The organism is Pseudomonas sp. AOB-7 (assembly GCF_003696305.1).
GTDB lineage: Bacteria > Pseudomonadota > Gammaproteobacteria > Pseudomonadales > Pseudomonadaceae > Aquipseudomonas.
This window is the reverse complement of record NZ_RFFK01000008.1, coordinates 110,635-127,082: the sequence shown is the minus strand read 5'-3', so window position 1 is coordinate 127,082 and position 16,448 is coordinate 110,635. Positions and strand designations below refer to the sequence as shown.

The following is a 16,448-nucleotide window of genomic DNA, read 5'->3' as shown; positions in this document are numbered from 1 at the left end:
ATTTAATACGCGGACGACACGGCATCAGCCGGCCAGCACCGCATTGAGGGTTTTCAGCAAGGTGTCTTCGTCGACCGGCTTGGTCAGGTAGTCCTTGGCGCCCTGGCGCTTGCCCCAGACCTTGTCGGTCTCCTGGTCCTTGGTGGTGACGATGATCACCGGAATATGGCTGGTCTCGGCGTCCTTGGTCAGCTGACGGGTGGCCTGGAAGCCGTTGAGGCCCGGCATGACGATGTCCATCAGTACGGCGTCGGGCTTCTCCTGGCGCGCCAGGGCGACGCCGTCGGCGCCGTTTTCCGCCTTGAGCACCTGATGGCCGTGCTTTTCCAGCATGGCGGTCAGCTTGTACATCTCGGTCGGGGAGTCATCAACAATCAGAATTCGAGCCATGGTGTTTCCCAATACAGAAGAGGCGTACGGCCCTGCAGGCCGCGGCGTCAGGAGGCTTGTTCCACCGGGATGAAGTCCGGCACGTGGGCCTTGATCGCCCCGAGCAGCTCTTCCTTGCTGAAGGGCTTGGTCAGGTACTGATCGGAGCCGACGATGCGCCCCTTGGCCTTGTCGAACAGGCCGTCCTTGGAGGACAGCATGATCACCGGGGTGGATTTGAAAGCACTGTTGTTCTTGATCAGGGCACAGGTCTGATACCCATCGAGACGCGGCATCATGATGTCGACAAAGATGATGCTGGGATGGGTGTCGGCAATCTTGGCCAGGGCATCGAAGCCATCGACCGCGGTGATGACCTCGCAACCCACCTTTTTCAGCAGAGTTTCCGCGGTGCGACGAATCGTTTTCGAATCGTCGATCACCATTACTTTCAAACCCTCGGAATGCTGTTCCATTTTCGCCCTACCATCGCCTCGGTGAGTCGTTATATTCGCGTTATCAGTGTGCCTGAGGCCCTGTCACCGATGGGGCTTGACCCAATCGTCGGGCCTTTTTAGCACACTCTCCCCATGCAAGCTATAAGCCCGCCGGGGCGGTTCCTGCCCTTGACCAGGGACCCGGCCGACGCCACCCTGACAGCCTGTGCTCGGCGCGGCCAACCCGGCCGCCGCCCCATTTCTCGCGGAGAGTTACCCCCATGAGCCTTCGTCTCGGGATCGTCATGGATCCGATTGCCAGCATTTCCTTCAAGAAGGACAGCTCGCTGGCCATGCTGCTGGCCGCTCAGGCGCGCGGCTGGTCGCTGTTCTATATGGAACAGCAGGATCTCTACCAGGCCCGCGGCCAGGCCCGTGCCCGCCTGCGCCCCCTGGAAGTGTTCAACGACGCCCAGCGCTGGTTCGCCCTGGGCGCCGAACAGGATGCCGCCCTCGCCGAGCTGGACGTGATCCTGATGCGCAAGGACCCGCCCTTCGATAACGAATTCCTCTATTCCACCCACCTGCTGGAGCAGGCGGAACGCGACGGCGTACTGGTGGTCAATCGGCCGCAGAGCCTGCGCGACTGCAATGAAAAGCTGTTCGCCACCCAGTTCTCCCAATACACGCCGCCGACCCTGGTCAGTCGGCGTCCTGACATTCTGCGCCAGTTTGCCGATGAGCACCGTGACATCATTCTCAAACCCCTGGACGGCATGGGCGGTTCGCAGATATTCCGCCACCGCGAAGGCGACCCCAACCTCTCGGTGATCCTCGAGGCGCTGACCCGGCATGGCCAGCAGCAGATCATGGCGCAAGGCTACCTGTCGGCGATCAAGGACGGCGACAAGCGCATCCTGATGATCGATGGCGAAGCGGTGCCCTACTGCCTGGCGCGCATCCCGGCCGCCGGCGAGACCCGCGGCAACCTGGCCGCCGGCGGCCGCGGCGAGGCCCGCCCACTGACCGCGCGCGACCACGAGATCGCCGCCGCGGTCGGCCCGACCCTGCGCGAGAAGGGGCTGCTGTTCGTCGGCCTGGACGTGATCGGCGAGCACCTCACCGAGATCAACGTCACCAGCCCCACCTGCATCCGCGAGATCGACGCCGCCTTCGACACCCGCATCGGCGAGCGCCTGATGGACTGCATCGCGGCCAAGCACGCGGCAAAAGCTTGACGCAGGTGGCAGCCTGGCGCTTCAGGCTTGCAGCCTGAAGCGTCGCGCCGCAGACTGCGCGACATCCGCCAGCAGACCCGATATGCGATGAACGCAGCAGCCACCCCACCCGCCGTTTCCACCGCCGCCGTCCGTCCGGCGGATCGCCTGGGGTTCACCCTGTTCCTCGCCGCGGCCCTGCACGTGGCGCTGATCCTCGGCGTCGGCTTCGGCCTGGAGCCACCGAGCCAGATCAGCAAGACCCTGGAAATCACCCTGTCCACCTTCAAGAGCGAGGAGAAGCCCAAGCAGGCCGACTTCCTCGCCCAGGACAACCAGCAGGGCAGCGGCACCCTGGAACACGCCGCCGCACCGAAGACCACCGAACAGGCGCCGTTCCAGGACAGCGAGGTGCGCAAGGTCACCCCGCCGGCCACCCCGCAGCAGCCGGCTACCCGCCAGGAAGCGCCCAAGGCCGCGGTCGCCACCCGCGCCCCGCAGCAGCAGAAGACCCCGGTCAAACGCGAGGAAGCCAAGCCGGTGCCGCAGACCCGCCCGGCGCCGGTATTCGATGCCGCCCAGCTGTCGGCGGAAATCGCCAGCCTGGAGGCCGAGCTGGCCCAGGAAGTCCAGGCCTATGCCAAACGGCCGAAGATCCACCGCCTCAACGCCGCCTCGACCATGCGCGACAAGGGCGCCTGGTACAAGGACGAATGGCGCAAGAAGGTCGAGCGCATCGGCAACCTCAACTACCCCGACGACGCCCGCCGCCAGCGCATCTACGGCAGCCTGCGCCTGCTGGTCTCGATCAACCGCGACGGCTCGCTGTACGAGGTGCAGGTGCTGGAATCCTCCGGCCAGGCCGTGCTCGACCAGGCGGCCCAGCGCATCGTGCGCCTGGCCGCGCCCTACGCCCCCTTCACCGGCGACCTGGCCGATATCGACCGCCTGGAAATCATCCGCACCTGGCGCTTCGAGCGCGGCGACCGGCTGTCGAGCAACTGACAGATCGGCGTACACGCGGTAAGCGCAGTCGCAGGTAGGACGCACTCGCGGAGCAGTAAGCCGGGCGATCTTGTAGTCAACGCCGATGGCGGACAGCTAGCCTCACTACGAGCGGCCGGCGATCCGGTCCGCCCTACAGCTTGAAGCCTGCCCGCTTAAGGCCGAAACTAGCGCCATGAAGATTTCAGCCCCCACCTCACTCAAGCACCACTTCCTGATCGCCATGCCGCACATGGCCGATCCGCATTTCGCGCACACCGTCACCTACCTGGTCGAACACAACGAACAGGGCGCCATGGGCCTGGTGATCAACAAGCCCAACGGCCTCAACCTGGCCGACGTGCTGGAACAGCTGCGCCCCGAGGAGGAGCCGGCGGCGCTGTGCCACAGCCTGCCGATCTTCGCCGGCGGCCCGGTGCAGACCGACCGCGGCTTCGTCCTGCACCCGGCCGGCCCGCAGTTCCAGGCCACCCTGGAGCTAGGCGAGCTGGGCCTGTCCACCTCGCAGGACGTGCTATTCGCCATCGCCGACGGCACGGGCCCGGACAAGTACCTGATCACCCTCGGCTACGCCGGCTGGGAGGCCGGGCAACTGGAAGCGGAGCTGGCCGACAACGCCTGGCTGACCTGCCCGGCCGACAGCAGCATTCTCTTCGACCTGCCCTTCGACCAGCGCCTCAATGCCGCCGCCGCACGCCTGGGGGTCAACCTCAGCCTGCTCACCTCGCAAGCCGGGCACGCCTGATGGCCGAGGGCAAGCCGCTGCGCCTGCTGCTGGGCTTCGACTACGGCACCAAGCAGATCGGCGTCGCCGTCGGCCAGGTGATCACCGGCCAGGCCCGCGAGCTGTGCGTGCTCAAGGCGCAGAACGGCGTGCCGGACTGGAGCCGGGTCGAAGCCTTGATCAAGGAATGGCAGCCGGACGCCGTGGTGGTCGGCCTGCCACTGAACATGGACGGCACGCCCAGCGAGATGAGCGCCCGCGCGGAGAAATTCGCCCGCCGCCTCAATGGCCGCTTCAACCTGCCCGCCTACACCCACGACGAACGCCTGACCACCTTCGAGGCCAAGGGCCAGCGCCTGCGCGAAGGCCAGAGCGGCGGCTACCGCGAGCGCCCGGTGGATGCCATTGCCGCCGCCCTGCTGCTGCAGGGCTGGCTCGAGGAAAACTGTCCGGGCTGAGCGACTCGGCCCGCCACATGGAGTTTCGCCATGCTACCGAACCCCAACGACCTGCTGCCGGCCATGGCCAGCGCCCTGACCCAGCACCTGAACCAGCGGCAGATCGCCGAGCCGCGCTTTATCGGCATCCGCACCGGCGGCGTCTGGGTCGCCCAGGCCCTGCTCGCCGCCTTGGGGCGCGACGACGCGCTGGGCGTGCTCGACGTGTCCTTCTACCGCGACGACTTCACCCAGAACGGCCTGCACCCGCAGGTGCAACCGTCCGAACTGCCGTTCGAGATCGAAGGCCAGCACCTGGTGCTGATCGACGACGTGCTGATGAGCGGGCGCACCATCCGCGCCGCGCTGAACGAGCTGTTCGACTACGGCCGTCCGGCCAGCGTGACCCTGGTCAGCCTGCTCGACCTGGGCGCCCGCGAGCTGCCGATCCGCCCCGACGTGGTCGGCGCCAGCCTGTCGCTGGCGGCCAACGAGCGGGTAAAATTGTCCGGCCCCACGCCGCTGACCCTCGAACTCCAGACGCTCGCCAACTGAGACTCCCGCGATGACGCCACTCGCCGCCAAGCGCCCGCTGCAGCTGAACGACCAAGGCCAGCTGCGCCATTTCCTCTCCCTCGACGGCCTGCCCCGCGAGCTGTTGACCGAAATCCTCGACACCGCCGACTCCTTCCTCGAGGTCGGTGCGCGCGCGGTGAAGAAGGTGCCGCTGCTGCGCGGCAAGACCGTGTGCAACGTGTTCTTCGAGAACTCCACGCGCACCCGCACCACCTTCGAACTGGCCGCCCAGCGGCTGTCGGCCGACGTCATCAGCCTCAACGTGTCGACCAGCTCCACCAGCAAGGGCGAGACCCTGTTCGACACCCTGCGCAACCTCGAGGCCATGGCCGCCGACATCTTCGTCGTGCGCCATGCCGACTCCGGCGCCGCGCACTTCATCGCCGAGCACGTCTGCCCGAACCTGGCGATCATCAACGGCGGCGACGGCCGCCACGCCCACCCGACCCAGGGCATGCTCGACATGCTCACCATCCGCCGGCACAAGGGCGACTTCGAGAATCTCTCGGTGGCCATAGTCGGCGACATCCTGCACTCGCGGGTGGCGCGCTCCAACATGCTGGCGTTGAAGACCCTGGGCTGCCCGGACATCCGCGTGATCGCGCCGAAGACCCTGCTACCCATAGGCCTCGAACAAAGCTACGGCGTGCGCGTGTTCAGCGACGCCAACGAGGGCCTCAAGGACGTCGACGTGGTGATCATGCTGCGCCTGCAGCGCGAGCGCATGCAGGGTGGCCTGCTGCCCAGCGAAGGCGAGTTCTACCGCCTGTTCGGCCTCAGCGAGCAGCGCCTGGCGCTGGCCAAGCCCGATGCCCTGGTGATGCACCCGGGGCCGATCAACCGCGGCGTGGAGATCGAGTCGGCGGTGGCCGACGGCCCGCAATCGGTGATCCTCAACCAGGTCACCTACGGCATCGCCATCCGCATGGCGGTGCTGTCGATGGCCATGAGCGGGCAGAACGCCCAACGTCAACTCAATGCCGAGGAGGCCAACTGATGCGTACCGCAATCCTCGGCGCCCGCGTGATCGATCCCAGCAGCGGCCTGGATCGGGTCGGCGATATCTATATCGACGGCGGCAAGCTGGTCGCCATCGGCCAGGCGCCGGCCGGCTTCGTCGCCGAGCAGACGCTCGCCGCCCAGGGCCTGATCGCCGCCCCCGGCCTGGTCGACCTTTCGGTGGCCCTGCGCGAACCGGGCTACAGCCGCAAGGGCAGCATCGCCAGCGAAACCCTGGCCGCCGCGGCCGGCGGCGTCACCAGCCTGTGCTGCCCGCCAATTACCAAGCCAGTGCTGGACACCCCGGCGGTGGCCGAGCTGATCCTCGACCGCGCCCGCGAGGCCGGGCACACCAAGGTCTTCCCCATCGGCGCACTGAGCAAGGGCCTGGCCGGCGAACAACTGGCCGAGCTGGTCGCCCTGCGCGATGCCGGTTGCGTCGCCTTCGGCAACGGCCTGGACAACTTCCGCAGCAGCCGCACCCTGCGCCGCGCGCTGGAATACGCGGCCACCTTCGACCTGCAGGTGATCTTCCACTCGCAGGACGCCGATCTGGCCGAAGGCGGCCTGGCCCATGAAGGCCCGACCGCCAGCTTCCTCGGCCTGGCCGGCATCCCGGAAACCGCCGAGACCGTGGCCCTGGCCCGTGACCTGCTACTGGTGGAACAGAGTGGCGTGCGCGCGCACTTCAGCCAGATCACCAGCGCCCGCGGCGCCGAGCTGATCGCCGCCGCCCAGGCACGCGGTTTGCCGGTGACGGCGGACGTGGCGCTGTACCAGCTGATCCTCACCGACGAGGCGCTGATCGACTTCTCCAGCCTCTACCATGTGCAGCCGCCGCTGCGCTCGCGGGCCGACCGCGACGGCCTGCGCGAGGCGGTGAAGGCCGGGGTGATCTCCGCCATCGCCAGCCACCACCAGCCGCACGAGCGCGACGCCAAGCTGGCGCCCTTCGCCGCCACCGAGCCGGGCATCAGCAGCGTGCAGCTGCTGCTGCCGCTGGCCCTGAGCCTGGTGCAGGACGGCCTGCTGGACCTGCCGACGCTGCTGGCGCGTCTGTCCAGCGGCCCGGCCGACGCGCTGCGCCTGCCGGCCGGTCGTCTGGCCGTCGGCGCCGCAGCCGACCTGGTGCTGTTCGATCCGCAGGCCTCCACCCTGGCCGGCGAACGCTGGTACTCCAAGGGCGGCAACTGCCCCTTTATCGACCATTGCCTGCCCGGCGCGGTGCGCTACACCCTGGTGGATGGTCATATCAGCTACCAGGCCTGATGCGACCAGCAGTGCACGAGCCCGCCATCCGGCGGGCTTGTTGTTAGTGCGCATCCACCTGGAAAACCCTTGCTGCGCGCGGCGCCCCCCCGGATCCGCCCCTGGGATTAACGACGCCCACGACGAGCTGTCCTGCCCGCGGCATGCTTTTCGCTCGCCACGACATTGGTCGGATGAGTGACTCGACAGTCATGATCCACGTCAGGATAGGCAGCCGAATCTTTGCATACGCCACCGCTTTGGGATCCGCGCCCGCGCCGCAAGGCGTCGGCTCGGCGTCGCGCTGGCCCAGTTCAGGAGCTTTTGAGTTATGTCGCGCTTACCTGTGATCGTGGGTTTTGGGGGGTACAACGCAGCCGGGCGCAGCTCCTTCCACCATGGCTTTCGCCGCACCGTGATCGAGACCCTGGACGCCCGCGCGCGCCAGGAGATGCTGGCCGGGCTGGCGCAGATGATGAAACTGGTGCGCGTGGTCGACGGCCAGTACCGCGATCAGGACGGCCAGCCGCTAAGCCTGGGGGAAATCGAGAGCCGCTACGCCGAGCAGATTCTCGCCGGCACCCTGGTGCGCCGCATCGAGAAGCAGCATCTCGACCCGGACGCCGCCCACTGGCAGAAGAGCATCGGCCTGGCCCCCGGCCATAGCGGCAGCCTCAGCTTCCTCACCCTGCGCAAGCAGCTGCCCGAACCGCTGCCGGCCAACTGGTCGGTGCAGGAGCTCAACGCCAGCGAGGTGCAGGTCACCCTGCACGACAGCTGCGAGTTCAAGGTCGACAGCTACCGCCCGCTGGCGGTGAAGTCCGCCGGCCAGCTGCCCACCGGCTTCGAGCCGAGCGAGCTGTACAACTCGCGCTTCCACCCGCGCGGCCTGGCCATGACCGTGGTCGGCGTCACCGACGCGCTGCGCTCGGTGGGCATCGACTGGCAGCGCATCGTTCAACATGTCGCCCCGGACGAGATCGCCGTGTTCGCCAGCTGCATCATGAGCCAGCTCGACGAGAACGGCTTCGGCGGCATGATGCAGTCGCGCCTGAAAGGCGGCCGGGTCACCGCCAAGCAGCTGGCCCTGGGCCTGAACACCATGCCGGCCGACTTCATCAACGCCTACGTGCTCGGCAGCGTCGGCACCACCGGCAGCATCACCGGCGCCTGCGCCACCTTCCTCTACAACCTGCAGAAGGGCATCGAGCAGATCGCCTCGGGCAAGGCGCGCGTGGTCATCGTCGGCAGCAGCGAGGCGCCGATCAACCAGGAGTGCATCGAGGGCTACGGCGCCATGGGCGCGCTGGCCACCGAGGAAGGCCTGCGTCAGATCGAGGGCAAGCAGGACGTGGATTTCCGCCGCGCCAGCCGCCCGTTCGGCGACAACTGCGGCTTCACCCTGGCCGAAGCCTGCCAGTTCGTGGTGCTGATGGACGACGAGCTGGCCCTGGAGCTGGGTGCCGACGTCCACGGCGCGGTGCCAGACGTGTTCATCAACGCCGACGGCTTCAAGAAATCCATCTCCGCCCCCGGTCCGGGCAACTACCTGACCGTGGCCAAGGCCGTGGCCAGCGCCGTGCAGCTGCTCGGCCTGGACGCCGTACGCAGCCGCAGTTTCGTCCACGCCCACGGCTCCAGCACCCCGGCCAACCGGGTGACCGAGTCAGAGATTCTCGACCGCGTCGCGGCCGCCTTCGGCATCGAGCAGTGGCCGATCACCGCGGTCAAGGCGTTCGTCGGTCACTCCCTGGCCACCGCCAGCGGCGACCAGGTGATCGCCGCCCTCGGCGCCTTCAAGTACGGCATCCTGCCCGGCCTGAAGACCATCGACGCGGTGGCCGGCGACGTGCACCAGCAGCACCTGAGCCTGTCCACCGTCGATCGCAAGCTGGGTGAGCAGGCGCTGGACGTGGCCTTCATCAACTCCAAGGGCTTCGGCGGCAACAACGCCAGCGCCCTGGTGCTGGCCCCGCATGTGGTCGAGCGCATGCTGCGCAAGCGCCACGGCCAGGCCGCCTTCGACGCCTACCTGGCCCGCCGCGAAGCCACCCGCACCGCCGCGGCGGCCTACGACAGCCAGGCGCTGCTGGGCCAGCTGGACATCATCTACAACTTCGGCAACGACATGATCGACGACCAGGCGATCTCCATCACCACCGAAGAAGTGAAGGTGCCCGGCTTCGACCAGCCGCTGGTGTTCAAGAAGGACGAGCGCTACCGCGATATGCTCGATTGAGCGTGTTGTGCTGTGGGAGGGGCTTCAGCCGCGACAATCGCCGCTGAAGCCCCTCCCACCTCGCCTATGCCAACCCGCGCGCCAGCTCGATCAGCTCGCCACGCCATTCGGCGGCGGCCGGCAAGGCCAGGAACGACGGATTGAGAAAGGATTCGCGCGCCTGGTAAGCCAGCGGCGCGCCGGCAAGATCCAGCACTTCGCCGCCCGCCCCTTCCAGCACGCCCTGCGCCGCCGCGGTGTCCCACTGCGACGTAGGCGCCAGGCGCGGGTAGCAGTCGGCATTGCCCTCGGCCAGAAGGCAAAATTTCAGCGAACTGCCGATATTGGCCAGCGCCGGCTCGCCGAAGCGCGCGGCCAGGCCGCCGAGCAGGCGCTCCTGGGCCGGGCTCGAATGGCGCTTGCTGGCCACCAGGGTAAAGCCCTGCGCCGGCGCCAGACGCACGCCGATCGGCTGCTCGTCACCCGGCACTTCGCTGCGCCAGGCACCCAGACCAGCGCCACCGTAATAGCAGCGCCCATTGGCCGGAATGCCGACCACGCCGAACACCACGCGGCCGTGCTCGATCAGCGCGACATTGACGGTGAACTCCTCGGAGCCGGCGATAAATTCCTTGGTGCCATCGAGCGGGTCGACCAGCCACCAGCGCGTCCAGGCGGCGCGCTCGGCCAGGGGAATGTCGGCGGCCTCCTCGGACAGCACCGGCACCGCCGGTGCCAGCGCGCGCAGGCCATCGAGCAGGATATGGTGGGCGGCCAGGTCGGCGGCGGTGACCGGCGAGGCATCGGCCTTCTCCGTCACCGCCAGGTCGCTGCGCCAGTACGGCAGGGTCGCCGCACCGGCGGCGCGTACCAATTCGATCACCTGGGGAATATAGGGATGACTCACTGCACGAACTCCCCACGCTGACTCAGCAGGTCGCGCACCAGGTACAGCGCGGCCAGGGCGCGGCCCTCGCTGAACTGGGCGTGCTGGGCCAGGCTGGACAGCTCGCGCAGGTTGATCCGGTCGACCCGCATCGGCTCCGGCTCGTCGCCCGGCAGGCGCTCCTCGTACAGGTCGCGCGCCAGCACCACCTGGATCTTCTGGCTCATATAGCCCGGCGACAGGCTCAGCTCGGTGATGTATTCCAGCTCGTGCGCCCCAAAACCCGCCTCCTCCTTGAGCTCGCGGTTGGCCGCCACCAGCACGTCCTCGCCCGGCTCGATCAGGCCCTTGGGCAGCGACAGCTGGTAGTCGTCGGTGCCGCCGCAGTATTCCTCGACCAGCACCGCATGCTCGGCATCGAGCATCGCCACCACCATCACCGCGCCGTAGCCGACGCCCTTGCCCACCAGACGCTCGTAGGTCCGCTCGACGCCATTGGAAAAGCGCAGCTGCAGCTCCTCGACGCGGAACAGGCGGCTGCTGGCGACTATTTCACGGGCGAGTACCGTGGGCTTCTGACGCATGGGACGACTCCTTGGCGTGACCTGGCGGGTTATCATACCGCGGCTTTTCCGATTATCCCCGGCGCAGATTGCACGTTCGCGACGCAGGCCGGCAGATTCACGACCTTCGAGCGCAAGACGTCCCCATGCTTCCACTGCCCTGGCACCAGATCGACACCGTCCTGCTGGATATGGACGGCACCCTGCTCGACCTGCACTTCGACAACCACTTCTGGCTCAAGCACCTGCCGCAGCGCTACGCCGAGCACCACGGCCTCAGCCTGGCGCTGGCCGAGGCCGAGCTACTGCCACTGTTTCGCCAGCACGCCGGCACGCTGAACTGGTACTGCACGGATTTCTGGAGCCGCGAGCTGAACCTCTCGATCCGCGATCTCAAGCGCGAGGTGGCCGATCTGATCGCTCTGCGTGCGGATGCCGAGCTGTTCCTGCGCGCCCTGCGCGAGGCCGGCAAGCGCGTGGTGCTGATCACCAACGCGCACCGCGATTCGCTGTCGCTGAAGCTCGAACGCGTGGAGCTGGCGCCCTGGTTCGAGCGGCTGATCAGCTCCCACGACTACGGCTTTCCCAAGGAGGACCAGCAGTTCTGGTTCGCCCTGCGCCAGGACGTCGAGTTCGATCCGGCGCGCAGCCTGTTCATCGACGACAGCCTGCCGATCCTGCGCAGTGCCGGGCGCTTTGGCGTCGCCCAGCTGCTCGCCGTACGCCAGCCGGACAGCCAGGCCGGTCCCAAGGACACCGAGGAGTTCGCCGCGGTGGAGGATTATCGGGCGCTGTTGCAGGGGCTAGCCGGGATGCGCTTGTCGTAGGCGCCGGCAGACCGCCCCCTGCAGGGGAGGCGTGTTTATTCGGGAATGCGCAATACCTGCCCCGGGTAGATCTTGTCCGGGTGGCCGAGCATCGGTTTGTTGGCCTCGAAGATCTTCATATAGGCATTGGCGTTGCCGTATTCGATCTTGGCGATGGCGCTCAGGGTGTCGCCCTTCTTCACCGTGACGAAGCGCGCCGCCAGCGCCGGCGTGACGACGCCGATCTGGTCGTCCACCTCGCCGACCCCGGCGACGTTGCCCAAGACCAGGAGGATCTTCTCCTTCTCTTCCTGGCTGGCCACCTCGCCGCGGGCGGTTACCTTGTCGCCCTCGACACTGACCTCGATATTCGGGTTGCCCAGGCCGACCTTGGCCACGTGCTCCTTGAGCGATTCGGCGGCCTGCGCCTCCTGCCCCACCAGCGACTCCCACAGCTTGACCCCGGCTTCTTTGACAAAGGCGAAGATACTCATGGCGATTCCTCTCGTGCCTTGTGGATGGCCGGGCAGGCAGCGCCCGGAAGCGCAAGTCTAGATGCTGCAGGGCGGGTGGGCGCGCCGCTGGTCTCAGAGCCTGTTCAAAGGCTCGCGAGCTAGAGCAATGCAATACCGATGGCGGCCCCGCAAAAACAGGCGAGGAACGGTCGGAGTCGCGGGCGACTTTACGAGTTGTAAATGAGCATTCCGACCGGGCTGGCGCTCCAGCCTGTTTTTAACGCAGCAGTGCCGACGCGCAGCAGCCTTTGAACAGGCTCTCAGGACGGCGCCGGACTGTAGACCCTCGGCGCGCTATGGTGCGGCAGGTGGATCAGGTTGAGGCGGTGCTGGCGCGCCCAGCGCACGCACAGGTCGGTGGGCGCGGAGAGGCTGACCAGGCTGGCGAAGCCGGCGCGCACCGCCTTGTGGATCAGCTCCAGGCTGCAGCGGCTGGTGACCACGGCGAAACCGCGGCGGCCGTCGCGGCCCTCGCGGCGCAGCGCGCCGATCAGCTTGTCCAGGGCGTTGTGGCGGCCGATATCCTCGCGGCACAGGACGATCTCGCCCTGTTCGTCGACGAACAGCGCGGCGTGCAGCGCGCCGCTGTGGCGCGCCAGGCGCTGCACCGCGGCGATGCGTGCGCGCAGCTCATGCAGGTGCGCGGCCGGCGGCAGGGGGCTGTCGGCCAGCTCGATCAGTTGCGGCAGCGCCTGCTCCAGCGCCGCCACCCCGCACAGGCCGCAGCCGCTGGTGCCGGCCAGATTGCGCCGCTGCTGCTTGAGCGCCCAGAAGGCGCGGTTGGCGATCTGCACCTCGGCGTGGAAGGCCTCGCCCTGACGGCCGATCTGGATGTCGTAGATTTCCTCGACGCCCTCGACCAGCGCGCCGCTCAGGCTGAAGCCGACCACGAAATCCTCCAACGCGCTGGGCGAGACCATCATCACCGCATGACTGATGCCGTTGTAGGCGATCACCAGGGCGCACTCCTCGGCCAACACCGCATGGCCGCTGCGCGCCGCCTGGTCCAGCTCGACATAGGCGTAGCCGTCCCGCGCCGGGTGGGCGGTGCGATCATCGGCGAGCGGGTCGACGGTACGGCGTGACATGGGATGCTGGCTCCTCGCGAGGATCGTAGGATGGATCACGCTTTACCGATCCACCGTGGTGCTGCAATGGTGGATGAAAAGAGCGTCATCCACCCTACGCCGAACCGAGACTTTAGGTTATCCGACACTTGCGGCTGTCTGCTGCGCACAGCCTGGGCGGCCCCGCGACACCCTACAGGGCTCGCGCGGCCTGCGGCTCGATCTGCCCGCGCAAATCACGCAGCACCTGCAGCACGAACTCGCTCAAGCCCTCACCGCCGCTGGCGTCCAGGTGAGCGTAGAGCGCCGTGCGCATCTGCGGGTCCCACTGCCGCTTGAGGTGCTGGGCGTACTCCGTGCGCGCCTGGCCGGGATCGGGCTGGGAGGCGAAGAAGGCGCCGATCTGGTTAGCCATCTTGATCAGTTGCGTGGCGTTCATGCCCATCGAAAAGTTCCCCTGGGTAGGATGGGTCGGGCCGCATAGGTCGAGCGCAGCGATACCCGGGCCGCCGGGCAGGTGCCCCGCACGCCGGTCATAGCTGCACCACCTTGATCTGCGGCAGCAGGTTGACCTGCTCGCGGGTGAAGGTATCGAACTCCTGCTGCCAGTCTGACGGTGCCTCGACTTTGCGCACCTGTACCGCGGTGACCTTGTACTCCGGGCAGTTGGTGGCCCAGTCGGAGTTGTCGGTGGTGATCACGTTGGCCCCGGATTCCGGGTGGTGGAAGGTGGTGTACACCACGCCCGGCTGCATGCGCTCGGTGACCCTGGCGCGCAGCACCGTCTCGCCGGCGCGGCTGTCGATGCCGACCCAGTCGCCGTCCTTGATGCCACGGTCCTCGGCGTCCACCGGGTGCAGTTCCAGCACGTCCTCGGGGTGCCAGGCCGTGTTGGCGGTGCGTCGGGTCTGCGCGCCGACGTTGTACTGCGAGAGGATGCGCCCGGTGGTCAGCACCAGCGGCCGCTTGCGCGAGGTGCGCTCGTCGGTGGGGATGTACTCAGTGACCATGAAGCGCCCCTTGCCGCGCACGAAGGCGTCCTCGTGCATGATCGGCGTGCCTTGCGGCGCCTCGTCGTTGCACGGCCACTGGATGCTGCCCAGGCGCTCGAGCTTGGCATAGCTGACGCCGCTGAAGGTCGGCGTCAGCGCGGCGATCTCGTCCATGATCTCGGACGGATGGCGGTAGTGCATCGGGTAGCCGAGGGCGTTGGACAGCGCCACTGTCACTTCCCAGTCTTCCTTGCCGGCCAGCGCCGGCATCACCTTGCGCACCGGCGAGATGCGCCGCTCGGCGTTGGTGAAGGTGCCGTTCTTCTCCAGGAAGGAGGCGCCGGGCAGGAACACGTGGGCGTACTTGGCGGTTTCGTTGAGGAACAGGTCCTGCACCACCACGCACTCCATGGCCTTGAGCGCATCGGTGACGTGCTGGGTGTCGGGGTCGGACTGCGCCGGGTCCTCGCCCTGGATGTAAATGCCCTTGAAGGTGCCGGCATGGGCCGCAGCGAACATGTTGGGGATGCGCAGGCCCGGCTCGTCGAGCAGCTTGACGCCCCAGGCGGCCTCGAACTGCGGCCGCGCCACCGGGTCGGAGACGTGGCGGTAGCCCGGCAGTTCGTGGGGGAAGGAACCCATGTCGCAGGAGCCCTGCACGTTGTTCTGTCCGCGCAGCGGGTTCACCCCCACCCCAGGCCGGCCGATATTGCCGGTGGCCATGGCCAGGTTGGCGATCGCCATCACGGTGGACGAGCCCTGGCTGTGCTCGGTGACGCCCAGGCCGTAGTAGATCGCCGCGTTGCCGCCGGTGGCATACAGGCGGGCGGCGGCGCGCACCGAGGCGGCCGGCACGCCGGTCAGGGCTTCCATGGCCTCGGGGCTGTTGCGCGGTTCGCTGACGAAGGCGCGCCACTGCGCGAAGGCTTCGGCCTCGCAGCGCTCGGCGACAAAGGCCTCGTTGATCAGGCCCTCGGTGGCGATCACGTGGCCCAGGCTATTGAGCAGGGCGACGTTGCTGCCCGGACGCAGCTGCAGGTGATGCTCGGCGCGGATGTGCGGGCTGCGCACCAGGTCGATGCCGCGCGGGTCGGCGACGATCAGCTTGGCGCCCTCGCGCAGGCGGCGCTTGAGCTGCGAGCCGAACACCGGGTGGCCGTCGGTGGGGTTGGCACCGATCACCAGCACCACGTCGGCGGCCAGCACCGAGTCGAAATCCTGGGTACCGGCCGATTCGCCGAGGGTGACCTTGAGGCCGTAGCCGGTCGGCGAATGGCAGACCCGCGCGCAGGTGTCGACGTTGTTGTTGCCGAAGGCGGCGCGCACCAGTTTCTGCACCAGGTAGGTTTCCTCGTTGGTGCAACGCGAGGAGGTCAGCCCGCCGACCGCGTGGCTGCCGTACTGCGCCTGGATCTCCTTGAAGCGCCGGGCGGCGTGGCCGATGGCCTCGTCCCAGCTCACCGGGCGCCAGGGCTGATGGATGCTGTCGCGGATCATCGGCGTCTTGATGCGGTCCGGGTGGGTCGCGTAACCCCAGGCGAAGCGGCCCTTGACGCAGGCGTGGCCGTGGTTGGCGTGGCCGTTCTTGTTCGGCACCATGCGCACCACGGTGTTGCCCTTGACCTCGGCGTTGAACGAGCAGCCGACGCCGCAGTAGGCGCAGGTGGTGGTCACGCTGCGCTCGGCCTGGCCCAGCTCGATCACCGACTTTTCCATCAGGGTAGCGGTCGGACAGGCGTTGACGCAGGCGCCGCAGGACACGCACTCGGAGTCGAGGAAGTCCTCGTCCTGGCCGGCGGCCACGCGCGAATCGAAGCCACGGCCGTCGATGGTCAGGGCGAAGGTGCCCTGCACTTCCTCGCAGGCGCGCACGCAGCGGTTGCAGACGATGCACTTGGCCGGGTCGTAGCTGAAATAGGGGTTGGACTCGTCCTTGGCCTCGGCCAGGTGGGTCTTCACCGGGTCGTAGCGCACCTCGCGCAGGCCGACCACGCCGGCCATGTCCTGCAGCTCGCAGTTGCCGTTGGCCGAGCAGGTCAGGCAGTCCAGCGGGTGGTCGGAGATGTACAGCTCCATGGTACCGCGACGCAGTTCGGCCAGTTTCGGGCTCTGCGTGCGCACCACCATGCCCGGCTCCACCGGGGTGGTGCAGGACGCCGGGAAGCCGCGGCGGCCTTCGATTTCCACCATGCACAGGCGGCACGAGCCGAAGGGTTCCAGGCTGTCGCTGGCGCACAGCTTGGGCACGGCGATGCCGGCCTCCTGAGCCGCACGCATCAGCGAGGTGCCGGCCGGCACGGTGATGGCGTTGCCGTCGATTTCCAGGGTTACCGGGGCGCCGCTGCGAGCAGGGGTGCCATAGTCGAGTTCACGATACAGGGCCATGGGG

Annotated in this window: 17 protein-coding genes; 9 read left to right on the top strand and 8 right to left on the bottom strand. The window is 67.7% G+C overall.

Going from position 1 to position 16,448, the window contains the following annotated elements:
* Positions 1-24: 24 nt before the first annotated feature.
* Both pilH and pilG read right to left on the bottom strand, forming a co-directional pair.
* The gene (gene pilH / locus EA796_RS16175) at positions 25-390 is read right to left on the bottom strand and encodes a twitching motility response regulator PilH (RefSeq protein WP_013713612.1); all 366 of its coding nucleotides are present in this window, start codon (positions 388-390) and stop codon (positions 25-27) included.
* Between the two features lie 47 nt (positions 391-437).
* Entirely contained in the window at positions 438-845 is a 408-nt protein-coding gene (gene pilG, locus EA796_RS16170) for a twitching motility response regulator PilG (protein ID WP_031302687.1), read from the bottom strand.
* 242 nt (positions 846-1,087) lie between these two features.
* On the opposite strand from pilG, the gene gshB reads away from it, so the two are divergent.
* The 8 genes from gshB (at position 1,088) to EA796_RS16130 (ending at position 9,251) form a co-directional block, all read left to right on the top strand.
* The gene (gene gshB, locus EA796_RS16165) at positions 1,088-2,044 is read left to right on the top strand and encodes a glutathione synthase (protein WP_122109343.1); all 957 of its coding nucleotides are present in this window, start codon (positions 1,088-1,090) and stop codon (positions 2,042-2,044) included.
* A gap of 87 nt (positions 2,045-2,131) precedes the next feature.
* Positions 2,132-3,028, top strand: coding sequence for an energy transducer TonB (locus tag EA796_RS16160; RefSeq protein WP_122109342.1), 897 nt, complete (start codon positions 2,132-2,134; stop codon positions 3,026-3,028).
* Positions 3,029-3,203: 175 nt separating this feature from the next.
* Positions 3,204-3,773: a YqgE/AlgH family protein gene (locus EA796_RS16155; RefSeq protein ID WP_021444024.1), complete on the top strand. Its 570-nt coding sequence runs from the start codon at positions 3,204-3,206 to the stop codon at positions 3,771-3,773.
* Entirely contained in the window at positions 3,773-4,210 is a 438-nt protein-coding gene (gene ruvX / locus EA796_RS16150) for a Holliday junction resolvase RuvX (protein WP_021444025.1), read from the top strand. The genes EA796_RS16155 and ruvX overlap by 1 nt, the downstream gene beginning before the upstream one ends.
* Before the next feature lie 30 nt (positions 4,211-4,240).
* Positions 4,241-4,744 (top strand): bifunctional pyr operon transcriptional regulator/uracil phosphoribosyltransferase PyrR, encoded by a 504-nt coding sequence (gene pyrR, locus EA796_RS16145; RefSeq protein ID WP_122109341.1) that lies wholly within the window; start codon positions 4,241-4,243, stop codon positions 4,742-4,744.
* Positions 4,745-4,754: 10 nt separating this feature from the next.
* Complete coding sequence (locus EA796_RS16140; protein ID WP_021444027.1) at positions 4,755-5,762, top strand: aspartate carbamoyltransferase catalytic subunit; 1,008 nt, start codon at positions 4,755-4,757, stop codon at positions 5,760-5,762.
* Positions 5,762-7,033 carry a dihydroorotase gene (locus tag EA796_RS16135; RefSeq protein WP_122109340.1) on the top strand — a complete coding sequence of 424 codons (1,272 nt, stop codon included), beginning with the start codon at positions 5,762-5,764 and terminating at the stop codon, positions 7,031-7,033. Before EA796_RS16140 ends, EA796_RS16135 begins: the two co-directional genes overlap by 1 nt.
* A 310-nt stretch (positions 7,034-7,343) precedes the next feature.
* The gene (locus tag EA796_RS16130) at positions 7,344-9,251 is read left to right on the top strand and encodes a beta-ketoacyl synthase (RefSeq protein WP_122109339.1); all 1,908 of its coding nucleotides are present in this window, start codon (positions 7,344-7,346) and stop codon (positions 9,249-9,251) included.
* 64 nt (positions 9,252-9,315) lie between these two features.
* Here EA796_RS16130 and cysQ read toward each other — a convergent pair whose 3' ends face one another.
* Positions 9,316-10,137, bottom strand: coding sequence for a 3'(2'),5'-bisphosphate nucleotidase CysQ (cysQ, locus tag EA796_RS16125; RefSeq protein ID WP_122109338.1), 822 nt, complete (start codon positions 10,135-10,137; stop codon positions 9,316-9,318).
* Positions 10,134-10,700, bottom strand: coding sequence for an ADP compounds hydrolase NudE (nudE, locus tag EA796_RS16120; RefSeq protein ID WP_021443835.1), 567 nt, complete (start codon positions 10,698-10,700; stop codon positions 10,134-10,136). Before nudE ends, cysQ begins: the two co-directional genes overlap by 4 nt.
* Positions 10,701-10,825: 125 nt before the next feature.
* Here nudE and yrfG point away from each other — a divergent pair, with 125 nt between their 5' ends.
* A complete protein-coding gene (gene yrfG, locus EA796_RS16115; protein WP_122109337.1) occupies positions 10,826-11,506 on the top strand; it encodes a GMP/IMP nucleotidase in 681 nt (226 codons plus the stop codon).
* A 35-nt stretch (positions 11,507-11,541) separates the two neighbouring features.
* Here the strand turns inward: yrfG and lysM are convergent, their stop codons facing one another.
* The 4 genes from lysM to fdhF form a co-directional block, all read right to left on the bottom strand.
* Entirely contained in the window at positions 11,542-11,979 is a 438-nt protein-coding gene (gene lysM / locus EA796_RS16110; RefSeq protein ID WP_021443837.1) for a peptidoglycan-binding protein LysM, read from the bottom strand.
* Between the two features lie 281 nt (positions 11,980-12,260).
* Positions 12,261-13,088 (bottom strand): formate dehydrogenase accessory sulfurtransferase FdhD, encoded by an 828-nt coding sequence (gene fdhD, locus EA796_RS16105; RefSeq protein WP_122109336.1) that lies wholly within the window; start codon positions 13,086-13,088, stop codon positions 12,261-12,263.
* Between the two features lie 172 nt (positions 13,089-13,260).
* Positions 13,261-13,506 (bottom strand): formate dehydrogenase subunit delta, encoded by a 246-nt coding sequence (locus EA796_RS16100; protein WP_256679218.1) that lies wholly within the window; start codon positions 13,504-13,506, stop codon positions 13,261-13,263.
* 94 nt (positions 13,507-13,600) lie between these two features.
* A complete protein-coding gene (fdhF, locus tag EA796_RS16095) occupies positions 13,601-16,444 on the bottom strand; it encodes a formate dehydrogenase subunit alpha (protein ID WP_122109334.1) in 2,844 nt (947 codons plus the stop codon).
* Between the last annotated feature and the right edge of the window lie 4 nt (positions 16,445-16,448).